General features: G+C 74.3%; 23 protein-coding genes and 1 tRNA gene. 13 read left to right on the forward strand and 11 right to left on the reverse strand.

Going from position 1 to position 26,216, the window contains the following annotated elements; all coding sequences use genetic code 11:
* Positions 1–21: 21 nt before the first annotated feature.
* From C5507_RS04960 to C5507_RS04970, 3 genes are all read right to left on the reverse strand, one after another.
* The gene (locus C5507_RS04960; RefSeq protein ID WP_104527409.1) at positions 22–762 is read right to left on the reverse strand and encodes a zinc ribbon domain-containing protein; all 741 of its coding nucleotides are present in this window, start codon (positions 760–762) and stop codon (positions 22–24) included.
* Positions 763–907: 145 nt separating this feature from the next.
* Positions 908–1,312: a hypothetical protein gene (locus tag C5507_RS04965; protein WP_104527410.1), complete on the reverse strand. Its 405-nt coding sequence runs from the start codon at positions 1,310–1,312 to the stop codon at positions 908–910.
* Positions 1,309–3,111, reverse strand: coding sequence for a carbon starvation CstA family protein (locus C5507_RS04970; protein WP_104527411.1), 1,803 nt, complete (start codon positions 3,109–3,111; stop codon positions 1,309–1,311). Before C5507_RS04970 ends, C5507_RS04965 begins: the two co-directional genes overlap by 4 nt.
* A 104-nt stretch (positions 3,112–3,215) precedes the next feature.
* On the opposite strand from C5507_RS04970, the gene C5507_RS04975 reads away from it, so the two are divergent.
* Positions 3,216–3,953 (forward strand): pyridoxamine 5'-phosphate oxidase family protein, encoded by a 738-nt coding sequence (locus C5507_RS04975; RefSeq protein ID WP_130504166.1) that lies wholly within the window; start codon positions 3,216–3,218, stop codon positions 3,951–3,953.
* A 10-nt stretch (positions 3,954–3,963) separates the two neighbouring features.
* Here the strand turns inward: C5507_RS04975 and C5507_RS04980 are convergent, their stop codons facing one another.
* On the reverse strand, positions 3,964–4,794 hold the full coding sequence (locus C5507_RS04980) for a Nif3-like dinuclear metal center hexameric protein (RefSeq protein ID WP_104527413.1): 831 nt from the start codon (positions 4,792–4,794) through the stop codon (positions 3,964–3,966).
* Positions 4,795–4,857: 63 nt separating this feature from the next.
* Here C5507_RS04980 and C5507_RS04985 point away from each other — a divergent pair, with 63 nt between their 5' ends.
* The 4 genes from C5507_RS04985 (at position 4,858) to C5507_RS05000 (ending at position 10,508) form a co-directional block, all read left to right on the forward strand.
* Positions 4,858–6,822 carry an FUSC family protein gene (locus tag C5507_RS04985; RefSeq protein ID WP_104527414.1) on the forward strand — a complete coding sequence of 655 codons (1,965 nt, stop codon included), beginning with the start codon at positions 4,858–4,860 and terminating at the stop codon, positions 6,820–6,822.
* A 43-nt stretch (positions 6,823–6,865) separates the two neighbouring features.
* Entirely contained in the window at positions 6,866–7,861 is a 996-nt protein-coding gene (locus C5507_RS04990; protein WP_242610969.1) for an alpha/beta fold hydrolase, read from the forward strand.
* Between the two features lie 152 nt (positions 7,862–8,013).
* Positions 8,014–9,468, forward strand: coding sequence for a WS/DGAT/MGAT family O-acyltransferase (locus C5507_RS04995; protein WP_242611359.1), 1,455 nt, complete (start codon positions 8,014–8,016; stop codon positions 9,466–9,468).
* A complete protein-coding gene (locus C5507_RS05000) occupies positions 9,465–10,508 on the forward strand; it encodes an NAD-dependent epimerase/dehydratase family protein (protein ID WP_104527416.1) in 1,044 nt (347 codons plus the stop codon). The genes C5507_RS04995 and C5507_RS05000 overlap by 4 nt, the downstream gene beginning before the upstream one ends.
* 51 nt (positions 10,509–10,559) lie before the next feature.
* Here the strand turns inward: C5507_RS05000 and C5507_RS05005 are convergent, their stop codons facing one another.
* A complete protein-coding gene (locus tag C5507_RS05005; protein WP_104527417.1) occupies positions 10,560–11,471 on the reverse strand; it encodes an alpha/beta fold hydrolase in 912 nt (303 codons plus the stop codon).
* Between the two features lie 215 nt (positions 11,472–11,686).
* On the opposite strand from C5507_RS05005, the gene C5507_RS05010 reads away from it, so the two are divergent.
* The gene (locus tag C5507_RS05010; protein WP_104527418.1) at positions 11,687–12,496 is read left to right on the forward strand and encodes an esterase/lipase family protein; all 810 of its coding nucleotides are present in this window, start codon (positions 11,687–11,689) and stop codon (positions 12,494–12,496) included.
* 87 nt (positions 12,497–12,583) lie between these two features.
* On the opposite strand, the gene C5507_RS05015 is transcribed toward C5507_RS05010, so the two are convergent.
* The 3 genes from C5507_RS05015 to C5507_RS05025 all read right to left on the reverse strand — a co-directional run bounded on the left by C5507_RS05015 (position 12,584) and on the right by C5507_RS05025 (position 13,679).
* Positions 12,584–12,655: transfer RNA gene (locus tag C5507_RS05015), tRNA-Val, on the reverse strand.
* A gap of 42 nt (positions 12,656–12,697) precedes the next feature.
* Positions 12,698–13,159 (reverse strand): peroxiredoxin, encoded by a 462-nt coding sequence (locus C5507_RS05020; RefSeq protein ID WP_104527419.1) that lies wholly within the window; start codon positions 13,157–13,159, stop codon positions 12,698–12,700.
* Positions 13,160–13,259: 100 nt separating this feature from the next.
* On the reverse strand, positions 13,260–13,679 hold the full coding sequence (locus C5507_RS05025; protein ID WP_104527420.1) for a DUF3052 domain-containing protein: 420 nt from the start codon (positions 13,677–13,679) through the stop codon (positions 13,260–13,262).
* Positions 13,680–14,101: 422 nt separating this feature from the next.
* On the opposite strand from C5507_RS05025, the gene aceE reads away from it, so the two are divergent.
* Positions 14,102–16,903 carry a pyruvate dehydrogenase (acetyl-transferring), homodimeric type gene (gene aceE, locus C5507_RS05030; RefSeq protein ID WP_104527421.1) on the forward strand — a complete coding sequence of 934 codons (2,802 nt, stop codon included), beginning with the start codon at positions 14,102–14,104 and terminating at the stop codon, positions 16,901–16,903.
* Positions 16,904–17,020: 117 nt separating this feature from the next.
* Here the strand turns inward: aceE and C5507_RS05035 are convergent, their stop codons facing one another.
* Genes C5507_RS05035 through C5507_RS22785 form a run of 3 tightly spaced genes read right to left on the reverse strand, consistent with a single transcriptional unit; the run spans position 17,021 to position 19,380 of the window.
* Positions 17,021–18,226 (reverse strand): M20 metallopeptidase family protein, encoded by a 1,206-nt coding sequence (locus C5507_RS05035; protein ID WP_104527457.1) that lies wholly within the window; start codon positions 18,224–18,226, stop codon positions 17,021–17,023.
* A gap of 33 nt (positions 18,227–18,259) precedes the next feature.
* Positions 18,260–18,805 carry a pirin family protein gene (locus C5507_RS05040; protein ID WP_104527422.1) on the reverse strand — a complete coding sequence of 182 codons (546 nt, stop codon included), beginning with the start codon at positions 18,803–18,805 and terminating at the stop codon, positions 18,260–18,262.
* Positions 18,802–19,380 carry a phosphatase PAP2 family protein gene (locus C5507_RS22785; RefSeq protein ID WP_207225668.1) on the reverse strand — a complete coding sequence of 193 codons (579 nt, stop codon included), beginning with the start codon at positions 19,378–19,380 and terminating at the stop codon, positions 18,802–18,804. Before C5507_RS22785 ends, C5507_RS05040 begins: the two co-directional genes overlap by 4 nt.
* 45 nt (positions 19,381–19,425) lie before the next feature.
* On the opposite strand from C5507_RS22785, the gene C5507_RS05055 reads away from it, so the two are divergent.
* The 6 genes from C5507_RS05055 (at position 19,426) to C5507_RS05080 (ending at position 26,079) form a co-directional block, all read left to right on the forward strand.
* Complete coding sequence (locus tag C5507_RS05055) at positions 19,426–20,604, forward strand: PucR family transcriptional regulator (RefSeq protein WP_104527424.1); 1,179 nt, start codon at positions 19,426–19,428, stop codon at positions 20,602–20,604.
* A gap of 150 nt (positions 20,605–20,754) precedes the next feature.
* Entirely contained in the window at positions 20,755–21,957 is a 1,203-nt protein-coding gene (locus C5507_RS05060) for an acyltransferase domain-containing protein (protein ID WP_104527425.1), read from the forward strand.
* Complete coding sequence (locus C5507_RS05065; RefSeq protein WP_104527426.1) at positions 21,954–22,922, forward strand: beta-ketoacyl-ACP synthase III; 969 nt, start codon at positions 21,954–21,956, stop codon at positions 22,920–22,922. Before C5507_RS05060 ends, C5507_RS05065 begins: the two co-directional genes overlap by 4 nt.
* A 118-nt stretch (positions 22,923–23,040) precedes the next feature.
* Positions 23,041–23,286 (forward strand): acyl carrier protein, encoded by a 246-nt coding sequence (locus C5507_RS05070; protein WP_104527427.1) that lies wholly within the window; start codon positions 23,041–23,043, stop codon positions 23,284–23,286.
* A 94-nt stretch (positions 23,287–23,380) separates the two neighbouring features.
* The gene (locus tag C5507_RS05075) at positions 23,381–24,622 is read left to right on the forward strand and encodes a beta-ketoacyl-[acyl-carrier-protein] synthase family protein (RefSeq protein WP_104527428.1); all 1,242 of its coding nucleotides are present in this window, start codon (positions 23,381–23,383) and stop codon (positions 24,620–24,622) included.
* A gap of 44 nt (positions 24,623–24,666) precedes the next feature.
* A complete protein-coding gene (locus C5507_RS05080) occupies positions 24,667–26,079 on the forward strand; it encodes an acyl-CoA carboxylase subunit beta (protein WP_104527429.1) in 1,413 nt (470 codons plus the stop codon).
* Positions 26,080–26,216 lie beyond the last annotated feature (137 nt).

The following is a 26,216-nucleotide window of genomic DNA, read 5'->3' on the forward strand; positions in this document are numbered from 1 at the left end:
CGAACGGCAGAAGGGGCTTTCTCACAGCCCGGACTCGGCGGTGCGCACCAGGATCCGGCCGCAGTTCTCGCACCGGACGACCTCGTGCGGGTCGGCGTTGCGGACGGCGGCCAGCTCCCGGCCGTTGAGCTCGATGCGGCAGCCCTGGCACTGCCGCGCCTTGAGCATCGCCGCCCCGGTGGTGCCGGTCTGCGTGCGGATCCGGTCGTACAGCGCCAAGAGCGGCGCGGAGATGCCCCCGGCGACGGCGGCGCGGGCGGCCTCGTGCCGGTTCGTGCCGTCGGTGATGTCGGCCAGCGCGTCGTCGCGCAGCTCCTCGGCCCGCTCCCGCGCGGCACGCGCCTCGTCCCGGCCGGCCTGGGCCTCGCGGAGCGCGGCCTCGGCGGTCTCCAGGCTCTCCATCAGCTCGAGCTCCTGGTCCTCCAGGTCCGACTGACGGCGGGCCAGCGACTCGAGCTCGTGCTGCAGATCGGTCATCTGCTTGGCCGACACGCTGCCGGAGTCGAGCAGCTTCTGGTCCTTGGCCGCGCGCGCCCGCACCGTCTCGACGTCGGCCTCCAGCCGCTTCACCTCGCGCTGGAGGTCCCGCGCCGCGGTCTCGGCCCGGACGACGTCGTCGGTCAGGGCGCGCTCGGCCTCGGCCGCCGTCTCGACGGCGACGCCCTCCGGCAGCGTCCGCCTGCGGTGCGCGAGCTGGGTGAGCGCGACGTCCTCCGCCGCCAGCTCCAGGAGCTTCTGCTGCTCGAAATGGTCGGCCTTCACGCCGTGAACCTACCTGTGCATCGGCATGTCCTCGGCCCCCGTGCAGGATCCCGCCGCGAGCCTGCGAGTGGTGGGGGGCACGGGGGTCCTTCCGCCACCTGCCCCCCGGTCCCGTCCCGCGCCGGTCGACCCGGCCGAGACGAGGTCACCGCACCGCGAGCTCGGCTTCTACCGCGGCGACCGCCGCGGCTGGTCCGGGCAGCCCACCGGAGGCGAGCACCGCGCCGTCGACGATCAGCGACTCGACCGCCATCCCGGCCCGGACCGCGCGCCGCAGGGCCGGGCCGCGCAGACCCCGCCGGCGAGCGCCCCGGACCAGCTCCGGCACCAGCCACAGCCAGTTCGACGGCGAGACGATCTCGACGGCGACGTCCTCCGGCAGCGCCGCGCGCAGGGCGCGGTACACCGGGGCGACGCCGTCGTCGACGCCGTCCTGTGGTGCGTGGCAGTGCGAGCCGCCCTCGTCGAACGGCCGCACGTCGCCGCTGCAGCACCCGCCGGAGGCAGCGGCGTCGCGCGGACCGCGGACGAGGACGACCCGCGACCTCACCGCCGGTCGTCCCGGTCGGGTCCCCCGACCGGCCGGTCCGACATCGCGTCGTCGGGGTTGGCCCGGGCCACCACGGACTCCTGGCCGCCGCCGGTCCCGTCCGCGTCCACGACCGCCGGCCGCTCCCGACGGGCTGCGAGGAGCGCGATGCCCGCCTCCACGATCAGCCAGACCGCCAGCACGAAGATCAGGGCGTCCAACGGCGCGAGCACCCACTCCTCGGCCTCGATGAACCGCAGCAGGTTGACGATCAGCGCCCACGTGGTCATCCCCAGCAGGAAGACCAGCGGGACCAGCGCGGCCATCGGGTTGCGACCGCGCCGGGTGATCCACACCGCGATGACCGAGAGCGCCAGACCCGCGGTGAGCTGGTTGGTGGTGCCGAAGAGCTGCCACAGCACGCCGAAGGTGTAACCGGCTTCCCCTTCTCCGGGGATCAGGGCCATGGCCAGCGGGATGACGACCGCGATGGTGGTGGCCACCGTCAGGTTGCGCGACAGCACCCGGATGTTGAGCAGCTCGCCGATCTCCTGGACGACGTAGCGCTGGAGGCGCACGCCGGTGTCCATGGTGGTCGCGGCGAAGCTGATCACGACGACCGCGGCGAAGATCGTCGCGAGGTCCAGCGGGATCGCCAGGTTGTTCGCGAACTGGGCGACACCGTTGACGAAGTTGCCGACCGCGCCGCCCGAGGCCGTGGCGAAGTCGGGGTAGAGCGCCTCCCAGTCGGCCTGCGAGGCGGCGACACCCGCCGTCGCGGCGAGGACGGCACCGGTGGCCAGGGAGCCTTCGCCCACAGCGCCCATGTAGCCGACGTAGCGGGCGTCGGTCTCCTTGTCCAGCTGCTTGGAGGTGGTCCCGGAGGAGACCAGCGAGTGGAACCCGGAGATCGCGCCGCAGGCGATGGTGATGAAGAGGAACGGGAAGAAGCTCGGCGACCCCTCGGGGACGTCGTTCACCACCGGCGCCTGGATGGTGTTCATCCCGACGATCAGGCCGAGGCCGATCACCCCGAGGGCGATGAACAACTGGTGGCTGTTGATGTAGTCGCGCGGCTGCAGCAGCACCCACACCGGGATGCGGGAGGCCACCCAGGTGTAGATGAACAGCAGGACGACCCAGACGTTGCGGGTCTGCTCCACGCCCAGCGCCTCGGCGAGGCCGTCGAGGGAGATGGGGAACGCGTTGCCGACCAGGATGAGCGCGTAGAGGACGATCACCCCCGCGATCGACGGCAGCAGGGCCGAGGACCTGGTGCGGTAGATGTACACGCCGATGGCGATCGCCAGCGGGATCTCCAGCACGATCGGGATGACCGCGCCCGGGTTGGCGACGAACAGGTTGCCGATGACGACGGCGAACACGGCGTTCACCAGGGTCAAGAGGAAGAAGATGATCGCCAGGAAGAGCTTGCGGGCCCGGCCGTTGATGACGTCCCCGGCCAGGGTGCCGATGCTCTTGGCCTTGTGCCGGACGGACACCGCCAGTGCCCCGAAGTCGTGCACGCCGGCGGCGAAGATGGTGCCCAGCACGATCCAGGTCAGCGCCGGGCCCCAGCCCCAGAAGACCGCGATGGCCGGGCCGACGATGGGGGCGGCCCCCGCGACCGAGGTGAAGTGGTGGCCGAACAGGACGTGCTTGTTGGTCGGCACGAAGTCGTTGCCGTCGTTGAACTCGTGCGCCGGGGTCACGAATGCCGGCTCGAGGGCGTAGACCTTCCTGGCAAGGTAACTCGAGTAGTACCGGTAGCCGAGGAAGAACAGCACCCCGACCACGGCGGCCACGACGAATGCGGGCACGGCAACCCCTAGGTCCAGCAGCGGCACCGTCGCCGCCGTCCGGAGGAGTAGACATCCGCGCGATGGATGCCACAAGTACGACCGCAGCTCTCCACGCGGCAGGCGTGGCCGAACTGTTATGGCGCGAGCCCGACGGGCCGCCCCTGGCGGTGGGTGTGGTCCCCCTGGTCCTCGGCGGCCGTCCGGCGGTCGCCCTCCCCTGGGCGCAGGTGGCGACCGCCCGTGCGGCGGCGGCGAGCGACTCGGCGGCGCTGGTGCTCTCCGACCCGCGGCTCGCCGGCTCTCGGTGGGCGCCCCTCGTGGCGACCGGCCGGCTGACCCTGGTCGAGGACGGCACCGGCGAGCTCTTCACCGAGGAGCTGCTCGACCAGGAGCTGCGCAAGCACCCGCCGGCCCGGGCGCTGGCGGACTCGCCGATGCTGCGCCGCGAGCACTGGTGGTACCTCCCGCGCCTGGTGCTCGTCCTCGAGACCGACGAGGTGGTGCCCGGCGGCCGGCGCGAGGGGCCGGCCGACGCGGTCCTCGCCGTCGATGACCGGGGCCTGCACGTCCGCACCGTGCGGGTGGACGACTGGGACGGCGACCCGCTCGAGTGCCGGGGCGGGCCGCCCGAAGTCACCGGGCCGGCCGTCCTCGTCGGCCAGGAGCTCTCCGTACCGGACCTGGAGAGGTGGACGGTGCACACCACCACCGGCCGGTACGGCGAGGGACGGCTGACCGCGGTGCGCCCGGCGGCGACCCGGGACCTGGAGCCGGTGCCAGGGCTGCTGGCCCGCGTGCGTCGTCAACGCGCCCTGGAGCGCACCTGCGTCCGGGCCCTGCGGGCCGCCGGCCACGGGTAACCCCGACCGCTCACCCCGCCGCGGCCGGGCCGTCGGCCCGGCAGGTCCAGGGATCGGTCCGGCGCGTCGACACGGCCACCTCGACCTGCCCGGACAGGTCCTGCCGCAGCGCCTCGGCCGCGATCGGCAGCCACGGCCACTCGGAGGCGAAGTGGGCGACGTCGCACAGCGCCGGGCCGGGGATCTCCAGGGCCTCGCTCACCGGGTGGTGCTTGAGGTCGCTGGTCAGGAGCACGTCGGCCCCCGCCGCCGCGGCCGCCCCGAGGAGCGACCCGCCGCTGCCCCCGCAGACGGCGACCGTGCGCAGAACCCGGTCGGGATCGCCCGCGGCGCGCACCCCGCCGGCCGTTCCCGGCAGCGCGGCGGCGACGTGTGCGGCGAACGCGCGCAGGGTCATCTCCCCGAGCAGCCGGCCCACCCGGCCCAGCCCCGCCCGCGGATCGGCCGGGTGCGGCTCCAGCGGCACCGCGTCCACCAGCCCGAGCGCCGCGGCGAGGGCGTCGTTCACCCCGTGCCCGGGCGCGCGGTCGGCGTTGGTGTGCGCGACGAACAGGGCGGCCCCCGCCCGGACGAGGCGGTGCACCAGCCGGCCCTTCGGGTCGTCGGCGGGCACCCCGTGGACGCCGGTCAGGAACAGCGGGTGGTGGGTGACGAGCAGGTCGGCTCCCGTCTCGACCACCTCGTCGACCACGGCGGCGGTCGGGTCGACGGCGAACAGCACCTTCCGCACCGGTTCGTCGCGGTCACCGCACACCAGGCCGACCGCGTCCCACCCCTCCGCCAGCGCGGGGTCGTAGCGGGCATCGAGCGCGGCGAGGACCTTCCCGAGGAGCACGGTCACGGCTTGGCAGCGTAGGCGCCGCCGCGAACGCGTCCGCTGCAGCGGAATGACAAGCTCCTGACCGTGGCGGACCAGCGGCGTCGGGACGGCGGCTTCCGGGCGCCCGCCTGGCTCGAGGAGCTGCTGCGCACCACGCCCCCGCGGGTGCCGTGGCGCGACGTCGTCCGGTTCGCGGTCACCATCCCCGCGCCGCTCGCGCTGGCGATCTGGGTCGGCGGCGGGCTGGAGGACGGCGCCACGCTCGGCGCCGGGGTGTTCGGCACCATGGGCGCCCTCGCCGCCTGCCTCGCGCCGCAGCCCGGCCCCCTGCGGGACCGGTTGCGCCGCACCGCCGCCGCCACCGCGTTCGGCACGCTCGGCCTGCTCGCCGGTCAGTACGCCACCGGCGGCGGGTGGGAGCCGGTGGTCGTCATCGCGCTGCTGTCGGCCGCCGCGGCGCTGATCAGCGCGGTCAACTCCGCGCTCTCCCTCGGCGCGCTCCAGCTGCTGGTCTACACCGCGCTGGCCTCCGGGCTGATCACCCCGCTCACGGCCGCCGAGGAGGTCGCGTTCTTCCTGTGCGGCGCGGCGGGGGCGACGCTCGGCACGCTGGTGCAGACCCGGACCGAGGCCGTCGACCCCGATCGGTCCGCCGTCGCCACGGTGTTCACCCGCATCGGCGAGCTGCTCGCGGCCGCCGGCACGGACGACGCACCGGCGGCCCGGCGGGCCCTGACCACCGCGCTGAACGCCGCCTACGACCGCGTCATCCGCAGCCGCAGCCGGACGGCCGGGCGCAGCAAGGAGCTCTCGGAACTGGCCGGTGTGCTCAACGCCGCCGCACCCCTGGTGGAGGGTGCGGTGGCCGCCGCGCGCGCCGAGGTGCCCGCCGACCCGGAGGACGTCGCCGCCGCGCACGCGCTCGCCGCGGCGGTGGACGGCAGCCGGCAGCTGCCCCGGGACCGCCCGCCGGACCTGCGGGACGGCGCGCCCGCGGTGCGCGCCGTGCGGCACGGCGTCCGGCTGGCCTGGAACGTGGTCGGCGACCCCGAGGAACGGGCCAGCGCCGCGGCGCCACCAGCGGTGGAGACCGCGCGGGTGCGGCTGCGCGCCGTGGCCGAGCGCACGCTGTCCAGCGCCGACGCGCGCGCGTTCGCCGTCCGGCTGGCGCTGTGCATGTCGGTCGCGGAGGTGGCCCGGCAGTATCTGCCGTTCGAGCGCCCCTACTGGGTGCTGCTGACCGTCGCCATCGTGCTCAAGCCCGACTTCGGATCGGTCTTCACGCGGGCCGTCCAGCGGGGCGCGGGCACGCTGCTCGGCGTCCTGCTGGGCTCGGCACTGCTGGCCGCGCTGCCCCGCAACGGCTGGGTGGTCGTGGCGCTGGCCGCCTCCGCCGCCGTGCTGCCGTGGGCCCGAGACACGAACTTCGGCATGTTCTCGGTGTTCCAGACGCCGTTGATCATCCTGGTGCTCGACCTGGCGCTGCCCGGCGGACCGGGGCTGGTCGGCGCCCGGCTGCTGGACACGCTGGTCGGCTGCGCGATCGTGCTGGTGTTCGGCTACCTGCTGTGGCCGCAGACGTGGCGCGCCCCGCTGGACCAGGCGCTGCGCGACGCCGCCGTGGCGCTGGACGAGTTCCTCGACGCCGCGTTCACCGGCAGCCCGGCCGAGCGGCGCCGTGCCCGGCGGCGCAACTACCGCGCGCTCACCGAGCTGCAGACCCAGCTCCAGCGCCGGCTGGCCGAGCCGCCCCCGATCAGCACCCGCGCCGCGGCCTGGTGGCCGGTCATCGTGCAGCTCGAGCGCACGTCCGACGCCGTCACCGAGGCGGTCATCGCCACCCGCGGCGGGGAGCCCTCACCCGACCTCGCCCAGGTGGCCACGCTGCGGCGGGCGATCCGGCGGCTGGAGGACGACGTCCGCGCACACCGGGCGCCGGACGACGCCGAGCTGCTCGCCGACGGCGTGCTCGCCCCGGTCGCCCGCGAGGTCGACGCCGTCCGCCGCCTGGTGCGCGAGTCCGCGCCCACCTGGCGCGCCCCGCGCTGACCTCGGAGTTGCGCCGGGGGCCGCGGGGCCCTGGGATGGCGCGGTGCCGAGCGATCCGCCGCTGCTGACCCTGCCCCCGCTCGACGGGCCACCCCCACCGGGGTCGCGCGTCGTCAGGACCGACGACGGCGTCGACCTGCACGTGGAGTTCGACGGACCGACCGGGGGCGGTGGGGCGGGCGGTGACACGGCCGCTCCGCTGACGGTCGTCTTCTGCCACGGGTTCACCGCCCGCCTGGCGGAGTGGGAGCTGCAGCGGATCGCGGTCCGCGACCGCGCCCGGCTGGTGTTCTGGGACCAGCGCGGCCACGGCCGGTCGGCGGCTACTCCCCTGCCCGATGCGACCATCGACCGGACCGGCCGCGACCTGGCCCAGGTGCTCGACGCCGTCGTGCCGTCCGGGCCGGTCGTCCTGGCCGGCCACTCGATGGGTGGCATGAGCATCATGGCCCTGGCCCGCCGGCGACCGGAGCTGTTCGGCCCCCGGGTGGTCGGCGCCTTCCTGCTCGCCACCTCCGCCGGGGGCCTGGTGGAGACCGGCATCCTCGGGCGGGCGGTCACGGTGGTCCGGTGGCTGCGGCTGCTGCCGGTCTACCTCTGGGGCCTGCAGCTGATCGCCCCGCTGCTGGAGCGGTTCCGGCGGCGCGGCAGCGTCTTCGGCCGCTGGTTCACCCGCCGGCTGCTGTTCGGCACCAGGGCCGACGCCGACCCGACGAGCGTGCGACTGGTCCAGAACCTGCTCGAGGAGACGCCGTTCCCCGTCACCGCCGCCTTCTACGCCACCTTCCTGGACCACGAGGAGCACTCCTCGCTGCCGGTGCTGGGCCGGATCCCGGTCACCGTCGTCGCCGCCACGCACGACCGGCTCACCCCGGTGGCGCACGGCCGGCGCCTGGCCGCCGAGATCGGGCCCGGCGCGGAGCTCGTGGTCGTCGAGGGTGCCGGGCACAGCGTCAACCTGACGCGGAACGACGTGGTGGACCGGGCGCTGCTGGAGCTGCTCGACCGGGTGGAGGCGGGACTGCGACGGGCCGGTTGATCGACTGGTCAGCCGGGCATGCAGGGTGTGTCCGCCGCCACACGGCCGGGTTGCGCGTACTCCGCGACACACCTAACTTCGGCGGCCAACCGAGACCGTGCGACGGCCCGACCGAGACGAGTTCGGGCGGCTAGGAGCGAGACGTGGACCGCATGAGCGCCCTCGACAGCGGGTTCTACTTCGCGGAGAGCGAGAACACGCCCATGCACGTGGGCTCGGTCGCCGTGTTCGAGGGGCCCGCCCCCACCTACGGCGACGTCGTCCGGCTGCTGCTGAGCAAGCTGCCGCTGGTGCCCCGCTACCGGCAGCGCGTGCGCCAGGTGCCGCTGCAGCTGGGCCGCCCGATGTGGGTGGACGACCCGCACTTCCAGATCCTGTACCACGTGCGGCACACCGCCGTCCCCTCCCCGGGGAGCGACGAGCAGTTGCGCAACCTGGCGGGGCGGGTGCTCGGCCAGCGCCTGGACACGGCCAAGCCGCTGTGGGAGCTGTGGCTGGTGGAGGGCCTGGCGGAGGGTCGCTGGGCGATCATCTCCAAGGTCCACCACTGCATGGTCGACGGCGTCGCCGGCACCGACCTCATGCAGCTGATGTTCGACCTCTCCCCCGACGCCACCCACGACGAGCCGCGGGACTGGACGCCCCGCCGCGACCCGTCGGGCGTCGCGCTGGTGGCCGGCGCGGTCACCGAGGCGGTCACCCAGCCGCTGCGCACGCTCACCAGCCTGCCCACCGTCGGCAGCGCCGTACGCAGCGCCAAGAGCATGGCCGGCTCGGGGCGGACCCTCGCCCAGACACTGCCCTCCCTGGCCAAGCAGGCCGTCACCCCGACCGCCCGGTCGCTCAACGGGCCGATCGGCCCGCACCGCCGCTGGGCGTGGACGGCCGGCAACTTCGACGAGTTCAAAGAGGTCCGGACCGCGCTGGGCGGCACCGTCAACGACGTCGTCCTGACCGCGATCACCGGAGGCTTCCGCGACCTGCTCAAGGCGCGCGGCGAGCTCTCCTCGGAGAAGCTCGTGGTGCGGTCGATGGTGCCGGTCTCGGTGCGGTCGGAGAACCAGAAGGGCACGTTGGACAACAGGGTCTCCGCCGTGTTCGTCGACCTCCCGGTGGGCGACCCGGACCCGGTGTCCCGGCTGCAGACCGTGCGCGGCCAGATGGACGAGTACAAGAAGGCGATGCAGGCCGTCGACGTCCCCTCGATCATCTCGATGGGCGACTTCGTGGCGCCGTCCCTGCTGTCGCTGGGCGTCCGGGCGGCGGTGCAGGCCGGCCAGATGTGGTGCCAGGCCGTGACCACGAACGTGCCCGGCCCGCGGGTGCCGCTGTACGTGCTGGGCCGGCGGATGTGCACCGCCCACGCGTACGTGCCCATCGCCGGCGGCACGCGCTGCTCGATCGGCATCTTCAGCTACCTCAGCACGATGACCTTCGGGATCAACGCCGACTTCGACGCCTTCCCCGACGTCGACGTGCTCTCCGGCGGCATCCGTCGGGGCATCGAGGAGCTGCTGGAGCACGCCCGCGCCGAGAAGGGGACGGCCGACGTGGAGCAGCCGGCCGGCGCGGTCCCCGCACGGAAGAAGAAGGCAGCCGCCCGGTGACCCCGGGCAAGCAGCGGTCCGGCGGGCGCGCGAGGTCTGCGCGCACGAAGGGCCTGACGGTGGCGGTCACCGGGCCGACCGGCACCTTCGGCGCCGGCCTCGTGCCCCTCCTCCAGGACGACGACCGGATCGACCGGGTCATCGGCATCGCCCGGCGCCCGTTCGACCCGGCCGAGCGCGGCTGGACGAAGATGGAGTACCGCCAGGGCGACGTGCGCGACCCGGACGCGCTGCGCGAGGCGTTCGACGGCGCCGACGTCGTCGTGCACCTCGCGTTCCTGATCACCGGCAACGCCTCGCGGGAGACCACCCGGGCGATCAACGTCGACGGGACGCTCAACGTCTTCCGGGCGGCGGCGGCCGTGGGCGCGAGGCGCTTCGTCCACGCCTCCTCGGTGGCGGCCTACGGCTTCCACCGGGACAACCCGGAGCGGATCAGCGAGGAGTGGCCCGTCCGCCCCGCGGCCCGGCTGTTCTACGCGCAGGAGAAGGCCGAGCTCGAGCACCTGCTGCAGGGCGAATCCGCCTCCGCTCCGGAACTGGACCTGTACCTGCTGCGCCCCCCGGTGGTGCTCGGCCCCCACGCGATCGGCGCGAAGGACGTCCTGCCCGGCCCGCTGGCCCCGCTGGGGCGCCGGCTTCTCGGCCGGCCGCGGCGGTTGCCGGTCCCCGTCCCGCTGCTGGTGCCGTCGCACCCGCTGCAGTTCATCCACCAGGACGACGTCGGACAGGCGCTGCTGCTGTGCGTGGTCGGGGCGGGGCCGGCCGGCGCCTACAACATCGCCGGCGACGGCGTGCTGACGGCGGCGGACGTGGCCCGCGAGTTCGGCGCCATCCCGATCCCGCTGCCGGCGGCTCCGGCGCAGGCGGCCGCCCGCGCGGTCTCCCGGCTGCCGTTCCTGCCGCCCGTCGCCGAGTGGATCGAGGCGGCCGGCCGACCGGTGATCATGGACACCACCCGGGCCCGCGAAGAGCTCGGCTGGGAGCCCCGCTACACCGGGCTGGAGGCGCTGCGCGACACCCTGCGCGAGGACCGCTGAGACGCACGACGGCGCCGGCGCCCGCTGCCGGGTCCCGGCGCCGTCGTCGGCTCAGGGCGTCGAACTGGTCAGTGCCGTCTGCCGCATCCAGTCGCGGACCTCGCCGGCGAGGCGGTCGGGCTCCTGCAGCTGCGGCACGTGCCCCACGCCGGCCATCTCCAGGTAGCGCCAGGCCGGGTGCCGGCGGGCGATGTCCCGTGCGGCCGCCACCGGCACCAGCCGGTCGCGGTCCCCGTGGACCAGCAGCACGGGCACGCCGATCGAAGCCATCGCCGAGCGGTAGCGGCGCGGGTCGGCCAGGAGCTTCAGCAGCGAACGGGCCGCGGCGAGGAACGCGCGGTCCATGCCGGCGACGTCCTGGCGCTCCTCGATCAGCGTGACCGACCGGTCGATGACCCTCGAGGGCACCTGGTCGGGGTCCACGCCGCACAGCGTGAGCATCTCGCGCACCCGGACCAGTGCCGACTGGCGCTGGCGCCGCCACCACAGGAACCGCTCGCCGACGAACGGCAGCGCGTAGAGCGCGAAGGTGACCGCGACGAGGGGGTCCAGCGCCCGCCGCGGACCGGGCACCGCCGGGTCCAGGAGCACCAGCCCGGTGACGGCGTCGGGCTGCTCGCCGGTCTCCAGGACGGAGATCATGCCGCCCATCGAGTTGCCCACCAGCACGGCGGGCTCCCCCACCACCTCGGTCAGGAAGCGGTGCAGCACGGCCACGTTCGCCGAGACGCTGGCCGTCCGGCCGCCGGGCTCGCTGCGACCGAACCCGGGCAGATCGACGGCGAACACGCGGGCGTGCTCCCGGACCAGCGGCGCGAACAGGTCCCAGTTCAGGTGCGAGCCACCGAGCCCGTGCACCAGGACCATGACGGGGCCGTCCGCCCGACCGCCGAAGTCGACGTAGTGGACGGGACCGCCGAGGTCGACCGTCCGGCTCTCGCCCGGCATTGCGCCCTCGCCCATTCGCGCTCCCCTTCGGCGTCTGAACCCGTACGGTGGCACGTCCTGCCAGGCGCCGCAGTCGGTGGGGGGCCCGCCGCAGAGCGGAACGCCCACGTCCAATATGACGCAGGCCACAATTCAGCAACATCTGCCTGCGTGGTTGCCTACCGCAAGTGTGAGCCAGGCCCCATCTTGGTACTGCCATTCCACGAACGAACGGCAGCCAGGAGGACGACGTGGCACGACGGCAGGGTGACGGCCCCGCACTCCCGCTCTACCTCACCGAGCCAGGGCGGGCGGTCGCCGAGCTGGGCCTCTACCTGGCCGCACGGCCGCTGGAGACCCGCCTGCCCAAGGGCGACGGGCACCCCGTGCTCGTGCTCCCCGGACTGCTGGCCGACGACAACTCCACCCGGGCCCTGCGTGCGGTGCTCCGGCGGCTCGGCTACCGCGTCCACGGCTGGGGCCTGGGCCGCAACATCGGCCCGACCGCCGTGTGCGTCAACGGGCTCCAGGACAAGCTCGAGTACCTGCAGGGCCGGTACCGCCGGCCGGTCACCGTCATCGGCTGGAGCCTCGGCGGGATCTTCGCCCGTGACCTGGCCCGGCGCAGCCCCGATGCGGTGCGCCAGGTGATCACCCTCGGCAGCCCTTTCCGGATCGAGCGGCACAGCCAGAGCCGCGCCACCAAGGTCTTCGACCGCTTCGCCCACCTCCACGTGGAGCAGCGCCCCTTCCCGCTGGAGTCCGAGGGGTGCCCACTCCCCGTGCCCGCCACCTCCATCTACTCGCACTTCGACGGCATCGTGCACTGGCAGACGTGCCTCGACGTGCCCGGTGAGCGGTGCGAGAACATCGCCGTGACGGCCAGCCACCTGGGCATCGGCCACCACCCGGCGGCCATCTGGGCGGTCGCCGACCGACTGGCGCAGCCGGAGGGCACCTGGCAGCCGTTCAAGGCGCCGGCCTTCCTCCGCCCGGCCTTCCCGAGGCCCGCCACCCCGGCACCGGCGGGGCCGGTCGACATCGCCGCCTCCGCCGCCTGACCACCGCGCGGACGTCCCGGCCGCGAGGAGCCGGACTACCGATGCGCCGGGCGGTGCCCCTGGAAGCGAAGGCAGGACGTGCGGGGGTGGGCGCGACAGGGTTCGAACCTGCGACCGCTCGCTTGTAAGGCGAGAGCTCTACCGCTGAGCTACGCGCCCCGCGGGCCCAGGGTAGGTGCCCTGGGCCCGGTCACCGCCGAGTCAGGCTGCGAGCCCGGCGACGGCGTCCTTCCAGCCGGACTGCTCGCGCGGGTCCCCGGGCGAGTTGACCTCCGCGAACGCGACGGCACCCTCGGCGTCGACCAGGAAGGTGCCGCGCACGGCCATGCCGGCCTTCTCGTTGAAGACGCCGTAGGCCTTCGCGACCTCGCCGTGCGGCCAGAAGTCCGACAGCAGCGGGAACTCGAAGCCCTCCTGGGCCTTGAAGGCCTTGAGGCTGAACACCGGGTCGGTGCTGATGGCGAGGACCTCGACGCCGGCGTCGGTGTAGTTGGCCAGCTCGTCGCGCAGCTGGCACAGCTCACCGGTGCAGATGCCGGAGAAGGCGAACGGGTAGAAGACCAGCAGCACGGGCGTGCCCCGCAGGTCGGTGAGGGACACGACCTGCTTGTCCTGGTCGGGAAGGCTGAACTCGGGGGCGCGATCGCCGACGGAGAGGCTCATGCTCCCGATCGTGCCTCACCGCGGTGACCGGCTGGAACGGCCCCCTCGCAGGGGCCCGCGCCGAGCGGAGCGAGGCGTGGGGGGCGAGGGGGTCCTTGAATCAGCGGCGGCTGCGCACGGCCTTCGGGGTGACCAGCCGGATGCCCGACCAGTCCTTGGCCGCGGAGATGCTGCTGGTCTGCGAGAGGCCCGCCGTCGGCGCCACCTCCGTGACGTCGCCGGGCTCGACGTGGCCGGGCCGCCCGGACTTCGGCACGAGCAGCCACACCACGCCCTCGTCGGCCAGCGAGGTCAGCGCGTCGGTGAGGGCGTCGAAGAGGTCGCCGTCGTCCTCACGCCACCAGAGGATGACGACGTCGGCCACCTCGTCGGTGTCCTCGTCGACCATCTCGCTGCCGGAGGCCTCGATGATGGAGTCGCGCAGGTCCTCGTCGGCGTCCTCGCTCCAGCCGAGCTCCTGCACGACCATGCCCGGCTTGATGCCCAGCCGGGCCGCCATGCCGGCGCTGTCGACGCTCATCCCTGCTGTTCCTCCATGCGTGCTCCTGCTGATGATCCGGTGTGGTCACCGATGGTGCCCTGTCGGGGCGGTGACCGCGCGGGGACGCGTCACGGGAGAACCGTGTCGACGACGGGAAGGGAGCGCGAGCCGGGCCGATGCGAACCGCCCGAGGACACGACCAGCGCGAGGACCACCCGCACCCCGGTCATGTCACCCCTCTCGCTGCGCCGATGCGCCCGCCGTCCGGCCGTCGGGGCCGGGCATCCGGGGCGGCGCCGTCAGGAGAGGCACCGCAGGCGGAAGCGTAGGGCATGACGGGCACGGCGCAAGCCTGCGCGCACGGGCCGCGCCTGCGGCGGACCCGTCCGGAGCGACACGCCTCTTCCGCACAACGGCACGGGGACGTGACGGCGACTGCCCCGACAGGGGACGATGTACCCATGAGCGCACCGCAGCAGACGGACGGCGACCCCGCCCGCGACGCAGGCCAGCCCCGCCCGGTCATCACCAGCGGGTTGCCGAGCCAGCTGATCGACACCGACCCCGACGAGACCCAGGAGTGGGTCGAGTCCCTCGACGCCGTCATCGACCACGCGGGCCGCAACCGCGCCCGGTACCTGATGCTGCGGATGCTCGAGCGCAGCCGCGAGCAGCAGGTCGGGGTCCCGTCGCTCCGCGGCACCGACTACATCAACACCATCCCGCCGGAGCGGGAGCCGTACTTCCCGGGCGACGAGCACATCGAGCGCCGCATCCGGGCCTACATCCGCTGGAACGCCGCGATCATGGTCCACCGGGCCCAGCGCCCCGGGATCGGCGTCGGTGGCCACATCTCCTCCTACGCGTCGTCGGCGTCGCTCTACGAGGTGGGCTTCAACCACTTCTTCCGGGGCAAGGACCACCCCGGCGGCGGCGACCAGATCTGGTTCCAGGGGCACGCCTCCCCCGGCATCTACGCGCGGGCGTTCCTCGAGGGCCGGCTCACCGAGCAGCAGCTCGACGGCTTCCGGCAGGAGGTCAGCCACCCCGGCGGCGGCCTGTCCTCCTACCCGCACCCGCGGCTGATGCCGGACTTCTGGGAGTTCCCGACCGTCTCGATGGGCCTCGGCCCGCTCAACGCCATCTACCAGGCGCGGTTCAACCGCTACCTGCACGGCCGCGGGATCAAGGACACCTCCGACCAGCACGTCTGGGCGTTCCTCGGGGACGGCGAGATGGACGAGCCCGAGTCGCTGGGCGCCATCGGCCTGGCCGCCCGCGAGGAGCTCGACAACCTCACCTTCGTCGTCAACTGCAACCTGCAGCGCCTCGACGGCCCGGTGCGCGGCAACGGCAAGGTCATCCAGGAGCTGGAGTCGTTCTTCCGCGGCGCCGGCTGGAACGTCATCAAGGTGATCTGGGGCCGCGGCTGGGACAAGCTGCTGGCCGCCGACCGCGACGGCGCGCTGGTCCACCTCATGAACTCCACGCCCGACGGCGACTACCAGACCTACAAGGCCGAGGACGGCGCCTTCGTCCGCGAGCACTTCTTCGGTCGCGACCCCCGCACCCGCAAGCTCGTGGAGCACATGAGCGACAAGGAGGTGTGGGACCTCGCCCGCGGCGGTCACGACTACCGGAAGGTCTACGCCGCCTACCAGGCCGCCATGGACCACAAGGGCCAGCCCACGGTCATCCTCGCCAAGACCATCAAGGGTTGGACGCTGGGCAGCCACTTCGAGGGCCGCAACTCCACCCACCAGATGAAGAAGCTGACCGCCGAGGACCTCGCCGGGTTCCGCGACCGGCTCTACCTGGACATCCCCGACTCGGAGCTGGACAAGACCCTCCCGCCCTACTACAAGCCCGACCCGGACTCCGACGAGATGAAGTACATGCTCGACCGGCGCCGGCAGCTGGGCGGGGCCGTACCGCGGCGCCGGTCGGAGGCCAAGGCACTCAAGGCGCCCGACGACAAGGCCCTCGAGGTCCTCCGCCGTGGGTCGGGCAAGCAGGAGGTGGCGACGACGATGGCGTTCGTCCGCCTGCTGAAGGAGCTGCTCAAGGACAAGGAGCTCGGCCCGCGGTTCGTGCCGATCATCCCGGACGAGGCCCGCACGTTCGGCCTCGATTCGCTCTTCTCGAGCCACAAGATCTACAACCCGGCGGGCCAGCGCTACACCTCGGTGGACCGCGAGCTGATGCTGGCCTACAAGGAGTCGGAGCAGGGCGTGATCCTGCACGAGGGCATCAACGAGGCCGGCTCCACGGCGTCGTTCACCGCCGTCGGCAGCTCCTACGCCACGCACGGCGAGCCGATGATCCCGATCTACATCTTCTACTCGATGTTCGGGTTCCAGCGGACCGGCGACGGCTTCTGGGCCGCGGCCGACCAGATGACCCGCGGCTTCATCCTCGGTGCCACCGCCGGGCGGACGACGCTCAACGGCGAGGGGCTGCAGCACGAGGACGGGCACTCGCTGCTGCTCGCCCACACCAACCCGGCCGTGGTGTCCTACGACCCGGCCTTCTCCTACGAGGTCGCCCACATCACCCGGGACGCGCTGGTGCGCATGTACGGCGACGACCCCGGCGCCCCGCTGGGTGGCCACCGCTCGCCGGACGTCATGTACTACCTGACGGTCTACAACGAGCCCTTCACCCAGCCGGCCGAGCCCGAGGGCCTCGAGGTCGCCGACCTGCTGGCCGGCATGTACCGGTACGCGCCCGGCCAGGGCGAGGGCCTCAAGGCGCAGGTCCTCGCCTCCGGCGTCGCCGTGCCGTGGGCGTTGCGCGCCCAGGAGCTGCTGGCGAACGACTGGAACGTCTCGGCCGACGTATGGTCGGTGACGTCGTGGGGCGAGCTGCGCCGGCAGGCCGACGAAGTCGCCGAGCACAACCTGCTGCACCCCGAGGAGGAGCCGCAGGTCCCGTTCGTGACCGCGAAGCTGCAGGACGCCCCGGGGCCGGTCGTCGCCGTGTCGGACTGGATGCGCTCCGTCCCGGACCTGATCGCGCCCTACGTCCCCGGTGGGATGTCGACGCTGGGCACCGACGGGTTCGGCCTCTCCGACACCCGCCCGGCGCTGCGCCGGCACTTCCACGTCGACGCCGAGTCGATCGTGGTGCGGGTGCTCGCCTCGCTGGCCGACCAGGGTGAGGTCGAGCGTTCCGTCGTCCGCGAGGCGGTGGAGAAGTACCAGGTGCGCGACGTGCAGGCCGCGCCCGCGGAGGAGCGCTCGGACCCCAGCCCGGCCACCTGACCGGCCGGACCCGCCTCCGCTCCGGGAGGCGGGTCCAGCCGCGTCGACCGACGTCCAGCCGCGTCACGGCGCGGCTGGACGTCCCCCGGACCGGCTCGACCCCCGCTGACCGAGGGCTCAGCCCCCCAGAGCCTGCAGCGCCATCTGCGCGTACAGGGCGACGCCGGCCGGCAGCGGCTCCTCGTCGAAGACGACGAGGTTCGAGTGGTTGGCCGGCGCCGCCGCGGGGTCCAGCCCCGGCGGGCACGCCCCCAGGAACGCCATGACCCCGGGCACCTCCTGCAGCACGTATGAGAAGTCCTCGGCGCCCATGAGCGGGGCCGGCATGAGCACGCTGGCCTGCCGGCCCAGGAGTGCGGCCGCCGTCTCCAGCACCTGTGCCGCCGCGCCGGGGTCGTTCCGGGTGACCGGGTAGCCCTCGAAGTGCTCCCAGTGCAGTTCCATCTCGTGGGCCGCGGCGACGTGGGTGGCGACCCGCTGCACCGAGGCGACGACGTCGGCCCGGCGCTCGGCCGAGAGGGTCCGGATCGTGCCCTCGAGCAGCGCGGTGTCGGGGATGACGTTGTTGGTCGACCCCGCCTCGATGTGCGCCACGGTGACCACCGCGGGGTCGAAGACGTCCACCCGGCGGGTGACCATCGCCTGCAGCGCCAGCACGATCTCCGCCGCCACCGGGATCGGGTCGGCGGCGGCGTGCGGCTCCGAGGCGTGCCCACCCCGGCCGCGCAGCGTCATCCGCCACTGGTCGGCCGCGGCCATCATGGGGCCGGGGCGCAGGTTGATCGTCCCGCTGGTCATGGTCGAGGAGATGTGCAGGGCGAACGCACCGCTCACCGGCGCCTCGGGGACGACGTCGAGCAGCCCCTCGTCGAGCATGTAGCGGGCGCCGTGGAAGCCCTCCTCCCCCGGCTGCACCATGAACACGACCTGCCCGGCCAGCTCCTCGCGCCGCCGTGCCAGCAGGCGGGCGGCGCCGACCAGCATCGCCACGTGCGTGTCGTGCCCGCAGGCGTGCATCGCGCCGGGCACCTCGGAGGCGAACGGCAGACCGCTGTCCTCGTGCACCGGCAGGGCGTCCATGTCGCCGCGCAGCAGGTAGGTCGGCCCCGGCCGCGCGCCGCGCAGCACCCCCACCACCGAGCTGGTCGTCGACCCGGTGGTCACCTCGATCGGCAGCTCCTCGAACGCCTCCAGCACCGCAGCCTGCGTGCGGGGCAGGTGCAGGCCGATCTCCGGGTGCCGGTGCAGCTGCCGGCGCAGCTCGATGGTGCGGTCGGCGTCGGAGTAGGCGGCGTTGAGCAGGTCGGAGGGGCTGGTCGGCATGCTCTCCACTGTCACACGTCCGGGCGACGTGCCTCAGTCCGCCCAGGCGGGTCGGCCGGCGTCGACCTGCCACACCACCACGGCGGACGGCTCCTCGACCCGCACCGGGCCGGCTGCCTGCACAGCCGTCCCCGCCGGGTCGGCCACGAGCAGCAGGCCGGGCGGCGTCTCCAGCACGGTTCCCGGTCGCGCGCGGCCCAGCCACAGCCGGGCGTCGGCGCGGCCCAGGTCCAGCCATCCAGCACCGGCGCGGTGCACGACGTGCGTCACGGGAGCGGCGGGGTCGGCGCTGCGGAGGTAGCACTGCAGCACCCGGGCTCCGTCGTCGCCGGCCACCTCGTCGTGGGCGAGCCCCCGGCCGGCCCGCAGGACGGCGACGTCCCCGGCGGCCACCGTCACGTCCTCGCCCCAGCGGTGGGTCAGGCCCCCGGCCAGCACCACGGCGACGACGTCGACCGCCCGGTGCTCGTGCCGCCCGTACCCGGCGCCCGGCCGCAGCCGGTCGTCGGCGATGCGCAGCAGGGGTCCGAGGGAGCCGTCGTCCGGGGCGAGCACGACCCGCGAATCGAGGCCGCTCATCGCGGCGGGAGGGCGGCGCGGCCGCCGGGCAGGTCGTCGAGGAGCACGGCCACCAGCAGACACCATGCGAGCCCCAACGCCCAGCCGCCGAGCACGTCGGACAGGTAGTGCACGCCCAGCCACATGCGGGTCAGGCCCGCGACGAGCACGAGCACGACCCGGCGGCGACCCACGCCCGACGGGCCGCCGCCGACAGCCACGGCCACCCGAGCACCAGGCCGGCGGTCACCAGCGCGGCGATGCTCGACGAGCGACCGCTGGGATAGCTGAGGGACTCGTAGCGACGCCGACGTCCGCCACTGACGGCGGCCGAGCAGCCAGGCGGCCACCGGGAGCAGGAGGAGCAGCCGGACGGCGGAGAGGCCGAGGGCGGTGACCGCCTCCAGCAACCGGTCGAGGGCGACGGCGCGACCGTCGCCGGCGTGGAGCGGCTGGCTCACGGCCGCGTCCAGCCGAAGCTGCGACCCGAACCCGGTCCGCACCCTGGCGCCCAGCAGGGCCACGACCGCGGCCGCGGCGACCGCGATCGCGGTCGGCCGCACCGCCACCGGGGCACGCGCCCGGGTGACGCCCACCGGTCCACTGTGCCCCGGCACGGCATGTCGTGACACGCTGACCGGGTGAGCCGGGTGAGCAGCCGCCCACCGTCGGAGGCCACCCTCCGGCGGCTGGAGCGGGCGTCCGGGTCGTTGGCCACCCAGGCCGTCGCCCGGATGGACGAGGAGCTGTCGTGGTTCCGGGCCATGCCCGCCGACCAGCGCTCCTGGGTGACCCTCGTGGCCCAGGCCGGCATCGCCTCGCTGGTCGAGTGGTGCCGCAGCCCCGGGCGGCCGCCCCGGCTGACCGGCGAGGTGTTCGGCGCCGCTCCGCGCGAGCTGGTCCGGGCCGTGGCCCTCAAGCAGACCGTGGACCTGGTCAAGGTCACCGTCGAGGTGATGGAGGAGCACGTCGCCTCCGTCGCCGAGCCCGGCGACGAGGATTCGCTGCGCCTGGCGGTGCTCCAGTTCAGCCGCGAGGTCGCCTTCGCCACCGCGCACGTCTACGCCAGCTTCGCGGAGAACCGTGGGGCCTGGGACGCCCGGCTGGAGGCGCTGGCGGTCGACGCGCTGGTGCGGGGCGAGCGGTCCGACGAGCTCTCCGGGCGGGCGGCGGCGCTCGGGTGGGCCGCCACCACCCCCGCGGTGGTCGTGGTGGGCGCGGCACCCAAGGGTGTGGACGACCCGCACGCCGCGGTGCGCCGGGCGGCCCGCGCGCTGCGCTGCGACGTGCTCGTGGGCGTGCACGCCGAGCAGCTGGTCGTCGTCCTCGGCAGCGTGCACGAGCTGGAGTCCGCCGCCGAACGGATCAGCGACGAGTTCGGCGACGGGCCGGTGGTCACCGGCCCCGTGGTCGACGGCCTGGGCCGAGCGGCCGTGTCGGCCGCGACGGCGCTCGCCGGCCTGCGCGCCGCGCGGGCCTGGCCCGAGGCGCCCCGCCCGGTCTCCGCCGACGCCCTGCTCGCCGAGCGGGCACTGGACGGCGACCCGCTGGCCCGCGCGGCCCTGCAGGAGCGGGTCTCCGCACCGCTGCGTGCCGCCGGCGGCGGGGTGCTGGAGACGGTGCGCGCGGTGCTCGCCAGCGGCGGCAACCTGGAGGCCAGCGCCCGGGCGATCTTCGTGCACCCCAACACCGTCCGGTACCGGCTCAAGCGGGCCGCCGAGCTCACCGGGCTGTCGGCCACCGACCCCCGGGGCAGCTGGACGCTGCAGGTCGCGCTCGCCCTCGCCGCACTGGACGAGGACCGCTCCCTCTGGCATTGATCGGCTGGGCAGCCGTGCGGATCCCACCAGTTCCGGGCCGTCCGCAGGCCCGGAACGGTGCATGTCTTGGAGGGTTCCTACAAAGATCACCGCGAGCCTTTCGTACCGCAACCCACCGCGCCGGGGGACGATCACTGGCACGGTGAGGAGGTGCTCGCCGTCCTCGCCCCGGGTCAGGGTGCCCAGAAGCCCGGGATGCTGACCGACTGGCTCGACCTCCCCGGCGCGGAGCCGTTCTTCCGCTGGGCCGGGGCGATCGCCGGTGCCGACCTGCTCTCGCTCGGCACGACCGGCGACGCCGAGGCCATCAAGGACACCGCCGTCACCCAGCCGCTCGTGGTGGCCATGAGCCTCTTCGTCGCCCGCGAGCTGGGCGGGCTGCCCGGTCCGGTGGCGCACACGCCGCACGCCGGTCGCGACGTCGTCATCACCGGGCACAGCGTCGGCGAGCTCACGGCCGCCGCGCTGGCGGGGGTGCTCTCGGTCGAGGCGGCCATCGCCCTCACCGCCGTCCGCGGCCGGGCCATGGCCGCCGCCTGCGCACAGACGCCGACCGGCATGTCCGCCGTCCTCGGCGGCGACCCCGACGAGGTGCTCGCCGCGATCGAGCGGCACGGCCTGTCGCCGGCCAACATGAACGGCGCCGGGCAGATCGTCGCCGCCGGCCCGGTCGAAGGCCTGGAGGCCCTGAAGACCGAGCCGCCGGCCAAGGCGCGCGTGATGCCGCTGCCGGTTGCCGGCGCCTTCCACACGTCCTACATGGCCCCGGCCCGCGAGGAGCTCGAGGGCCTGGTCGGCGGGCTGCGGCCGGCCGACCCGAGCCGCCTGCTGCTGTCCAACGCCGACGGCGCCGCCGTGGACTCCGGCCCTCAGGCGCTGGCCCGCCTGGTCAGCCAGGTCACGAGCCCCGTGCGCTTCGACTCGTGCCTGGCCACGATGCGCCAGCTCGGCGTCACCGCCGTGATCGAGCTGCCCCCGGCGGGCGCGCTCGCCGGCCTGGCCAAGCGGGAGTGGAAGGGCGCCGGGATCGAGATCCTGGCGATCAGCGGCCCCGCCGACCTCGACCGCGCCCGCGAGCTCATCGCCGCCGAGCGCGGCCGCGCCGAGGCCGAGCACTTCCCCGACTGGCGGATGGTGGTCGCTCCCGCGCGGGGCACGGTCAGCCCCGCGGAGATCGCCGAGGGCACGCACCTGCCCGCCGGCACGCCGCTGGGCTGCATCCGGGGCCGCCGCGAGGAGGTCAACGTGTCCGCCGGTTACGACGGCGTGCTGGCCGAGTGGCTGGTCCACGACGGGGACCTCGTCGACGCCGGTGACCCGATCGCCCGGCTCTACCCGGAGGTGTCCCCGTGACCCGAATTCAGCTGCCCGCAGGTGCCCCCGGCGCCCGGATCCTCGGCTTCGGGAGCTACCGCCCCCGCCGCCGGGTGACCAACGACGACCTGGCCCAGCGGATGGACACCAACGACGAGTGGATCCAGACCCGGGTCGGCATCGCCGAGCGACGCTGGGCCGAGCCCGACGAGACGCTCGTGGAGATGTCGGTCGCGGCCGGCGGCAAGGCACTGGCGGCCAGCGGCCTCGACGCCCGGGACATCGACCTGGTGCTGCTCGCGACCACCAGCCCGCCGAAGGCCATCCCCGGGCTCGCACCGCGGATCGCCCACCAGCTGGGGGTGCCGCGCCCCGGCGCCTTCGACGTCAACGCCGGCTGCGCAGGCTGGTGCTACGCGCTGAGCGCTGCCGCGGACGCCATCCGCAGCGGCACGGCGCGCAACGCCCTGGTCATCGGCGGCGAGCGGCTCACCGACTACACCAACCTCGAGGACCGGGCGACGGCAGTCATCTTCGCCGACGGCGCCGGTGCCGCCGTGGTCAGCGCCTCCGACGAGCCGGCCATCGGCCCGGCGGTGTGGGGCAGCGACGGCGACCTGCACGAGGCGATCGCGATCCCCGAGAACGAGACCGGCATGAGCATGGCCGGCCAGGCGGTGTACCGCTGGGCGACGACCAAGCTCACCGACACGCTGGTCGAGGCGATGCACCGGGCCGGCGTCGGCCCCGACGACATCGACGTGTTCGCGCCGCACCAGGCGAACCTGCGGATCATCGAGCTCATGGCCAAGCGGCTGAGGCTGCCCGAGCGCACGGTCATCGCCCGCGACGTCGTCCGCTCGGGCAACACCTCCTCGGCGTCGGTACCCCTGGCCCTGTCGGCCCTGCTCGAGAGCGGCGAGGCCAAGAGCGGCGACGTCGCCCTGCTGCTCGGCTACGGGGCCGGCCTGACCTTCGCCGGCCAGGTCGTCGTCCTGCCGTGAGCGCCCGGATCCCCGCGGGCGGCCCGGCCCCCGACGGCCCCACCCCAGATTGCCGGGACACCGTGTCCCGGACGACGGCGGGCACCGCCCGCCCCATCCGAGAGAGAGGACCCGTCGCGTGAGCAGCACCCAGGAGATCCAGTCCGGTCTGGCCGAGATCCTGGAGGAGGTCGCCGGGGTGACCCCCGCAGACGCCACCCCGGAGAAGTCCTTCACCGACGACCTGGACGTCGACTCGCTGTCGATGGTCGAGATCGCCACCGCCGTCGAGGACAAGTTCGGCGTCGCCATCCCGGACGACCAGCTCGCCAACATCAAGACCGTCGGCGACGCGATCAGCTTCATCGAGAAGAACCAGGGCTGACGCCCTGCGGGTCCCGCCGGCCGACCGCCGGCGGGACCCGACCGCCCACCGATCCGGCCGCGACCCGGCCGTCGTCCCCGTACGAGGAGTTCCCATGAGCCCGTCCACCTCCGACGTCGTCGTCACCGGCCTCGGTGCCACCACGCCGCTCGGCGGCGACGTGGCCAGCACCTGGGAGGCGCTCCTCGCGGGCCGCTCCGGCGTCAGCCGGATCACCGACGAGTGGGTGCAGGAGTTCCCGGCCCAGCTGGTCGCCCGCCTCGCGGCCGACCCGGCCGAGCAGATCGACCGCGTGCGCGCCCGCCGGCTGGACCGCAGCCAGCAGGTGGCCGTGATCGCCGCCGAGCAGGCCTGGGCCGAGTCCGGCGCCGCCGACGCCGGGGTGGCGCCCGAGCGCATCGCCGTCGTCTTCGGCACCGGCATCGGTGGCGCGCTCACCCTGCTCGGGCAGGACGACGTGCTGGAGGCCAAGGGCCCCAAGCGCGTCTCCCCCTTCACCATCCCGATGCTCATGCCCAACGGGCCGGCGGCCGCCGTCGGCCTGGCCATCGGCGCCAAGGGTGGCGTGCACGCCCCGGTGAGCGCCTGCGCCTCCGGCGCCGAGGCGATCCGCTGGGGCCTGGACCTGCTGCGCCTCGACCGTGCCGACGTCGTCCTCGTCGGCGGCGCGGAGGCCTGCGTGCACCCGCTGCCCATGGCCGGCTTCGCGGCGATGCGGGCGATGTCCACCCGCAACGACGAGCCCGAGCGCGCCTCCCGCCCCTTCGACAAGGGCCGCGACGGCTTCGTGCTCGGCGAGGGTGCTGCAGCGCTGGTCCTGGAGCGGGCCGACTCGGCCGCCGCCCGCGGCGCCCGCGTGCACGCCCGGCTGGCCGGTGCCGGCGCCACCGCCGACGGCTACGACCTGGTCGCCCCGCACCCCGAGGGCGAGGGTGCCGGCCGGGCGATCACCGCGGCCCTGCGCGACGCCGACCTCTCCCCCTCCGACGTCGGGCACGTCAACGCGCACGCCACCTCGACGCCGGTCGGCGACACCGCGGAGGCAGCGGCGATCCGCTCCGCGCTGGGCGACCACGCGCTGGTGAGCGCCACCAAGAGCCAGACCGGCCACCTGCTCGGCGCCGCCGGCGCCCTGGAGTCGGTGTTCGCGATCCTCGCCCTGCGCGAGCAGATCGTGCCGGCCACCGCGAACCTCGACGACCCCGACGACGACGCCAACGTGCAGGCGCTGGACATCGTCCGGCAGGAACCGCGGCGCGCCACCCTGCGCGCGGCCGTGAACGACTCCTTCGGCTTCGGCGGGCACAACATCGCGCTGGTGTTCACCACCGCCTGAGCACCACCCGACGCCCCCGGCCCGCCACCACCTGAGGAGACGCCGTGACGACCGCCCCGGCCGCACCGACCCTGACCGCCCCGGACCCGCGGGACCCCGAGGACCGCATGCAGCGCTTCCTCGACCCCGGCTCGATGCAGCTCCTGGCCGGCCGGGACACGTCCGGCGTGCTCGCCGCCCGGGGCACGGTGTCCGGGAGCCCGGTCATCGTCTTCTGCACCGACGCCACGGTGATGGGCGGTGCGATGGGCATCGACGGCTGCCGGCACATCGTCGACGCGATCGACACCGCGCTGCGCGAGCGCGTCCCGGTCGTCGGCATCTGGCATTCCGGCGGCGCCCGGCTGGCCGAGGGCGTCACCGCCCTGCACGCGGTCGGCGAGGTGTTCGCGGCCATGGTCCGCTCCTCGGGCCGGATCCCGCAGATCTCCGTGGTGCTCGGCCCCGCCGCCGGTGGCGCGGCCTACGGCCCGGCGCTCACCGACCTGGTGATCATGGGCCCGGCCGGCCGGGTGTTCGTCACCGGGCCGGAGGTGGTCCGCTCGGTCACCGGCGAGAACGTCGACATGGAGAGCCTCGGCGGCCCGGACACCCACGGCCGGCGCAGCGGCGTGGTGCACGTGGTCACCGACTCGGAGCCGGCCGCGCTGGAGACCGCCCGGCACGCCGTCGACCTGCTCGCCGCCCAAGGCACCTTCGCCCCCGCGGCAGACGAGCCCGCCGTCGACCTCGGCGCCCTGCTGCCGGAGCAGACCAACCGGGCCTACGACGTGAAGCCGCTGGTGTCCTCGGTGCTCGACGAGCCCGGCCTGGAGCTGCACCCGCGGTTCGCGCCGAACGTCGTCACCACGCTCGGCCGGCTCGCCGGACGGACGGTCGGCGTGATCGCCAACAACCCGCTGCGGCTCGGCGGCTGCCTGGACTCCGCGTCGGCCGAGAAGGCGGCCCGGTTCGTCCGGATGTGCGACGCGTTCGGCATCCCGCTGGTCGTGCTCGTGGACGTGCCCGGCTACCTGCCCGGCGTGGGCCAGGAGTGGGACGGCGTCGTCCGCCGCGGTGCGAAGCTGCTGCACGCGTTCGCCGAGGCGGTGGTCCCCCGCGTGACGCTGGTGACCCGCAAGTCCTACGGCGGCGCCTACATCGCCATGAACGCCCGCTCCCTGGGTGCCACCAAGGTGTTCGCCTGGCCGGGGGCGGAGGTCGCCGTCATGGGCGCGAAGGCGGCGGTGGGCATTCTGCACCGCAAGAAGCTCGCCGCGGCGCCTCCCGGGGAGCGCGAGGCGCTGCACGCCCAGCTGGCCGAGGAGCACGAGCGGATCGCCGGTGGCGTGAACCGGGCGCTGCAGATCGGGGTCGTGGACGAGGTCGTGGAGCCCGCCCAGACCCGTCGGCGGCTGATCCAGGCGCTGGCCGAGGCGCCGCACGGGCGCGGGGCGCACGGCAACATCCCGCTCTGACCTCTTCGATGATCAGGTCTCTTGATCGCCCCGCCACGAGAGTCTCCTGATCGCCCCGCCACGAGAAAGGCCGTCCGGGCGCCGCTTCCCCGACGGCGCCCGGACGACCTGGTCCTCAGGCTACGACGACTCCCCGT

Source organism: Blastococcus saxobsidens (genome assembly GCF_002938435.1).
GTDB lineage: Bacteria > Actinomycetota > Actinomycetes > Mycobacteriales > Geodermatophilaceae > Blastococcus > Blastococcus saxobsidens.

What these genes read in the sequence shown, in the direction of transcription:
- C5507_RS05075 (WP_104527428.1), top strand. Translation starts at nt 23,381, where the DNA reads ATGAGCCCGTCCACCTCCGACGTCGTCGTCACCGGCCTCGGTGCCACC.
- C5507_RS05035 (WP_104527457.1), bottom strand. Translation starts at nt 18,226, where the DNA reads ATGCCGACCAGCCCCTCCGACCTGCTCAACGCCGCCTACTCCGACGCC.
- C5507_RS05020 (WP_104527419.1), bottom strand. Translation starts at nt 13,159, where the DNA reads ATGAGCCTCTCCGTCGGCGATCGCGCCCCCGAGTTCAGCCTTCCCGAC.
- C5507_RS05025 (WP_104527420.1), bottom strand. Translation starts at nt 13,679, where the DNA reads ATGAGCGTCGACAGCGCCGGCATGGCGGCCCGGCTGGGCATCAAGCCG.
- aceE (WP_104527421.1), top strand. Translation starts at nt 14,102, where the DNA reads ATGAGCGCACCGCAGCAGACGGACGGCGACCCCGCCCGCGACGCAGGC.
- C5507_RS05040 (WP_104527422.1), bottom strand. Translation starts at nt 18,805, where the DNA reads ATGAGCGGCCTCGATTCGCGGGTCGTGCTCGCCCCGGACGACGGCTCC.
- C5507_RS04995 (WP_242611359.1), top strand. Translation starts at nt 8,014, where the DNA reads ATGAGCGCCCTCGACAGCGGGTTCTACTTCGCGGAGAGCGAGAACACG.
- C5507_RS05005 (WP_104527417.1), bottom strand. Translation starts at nt 11,471, where the DNA reads ATGGGCGAGGGCGCAATGCCGGGCGAGAGCCGGACGGTCGACCTCGGC.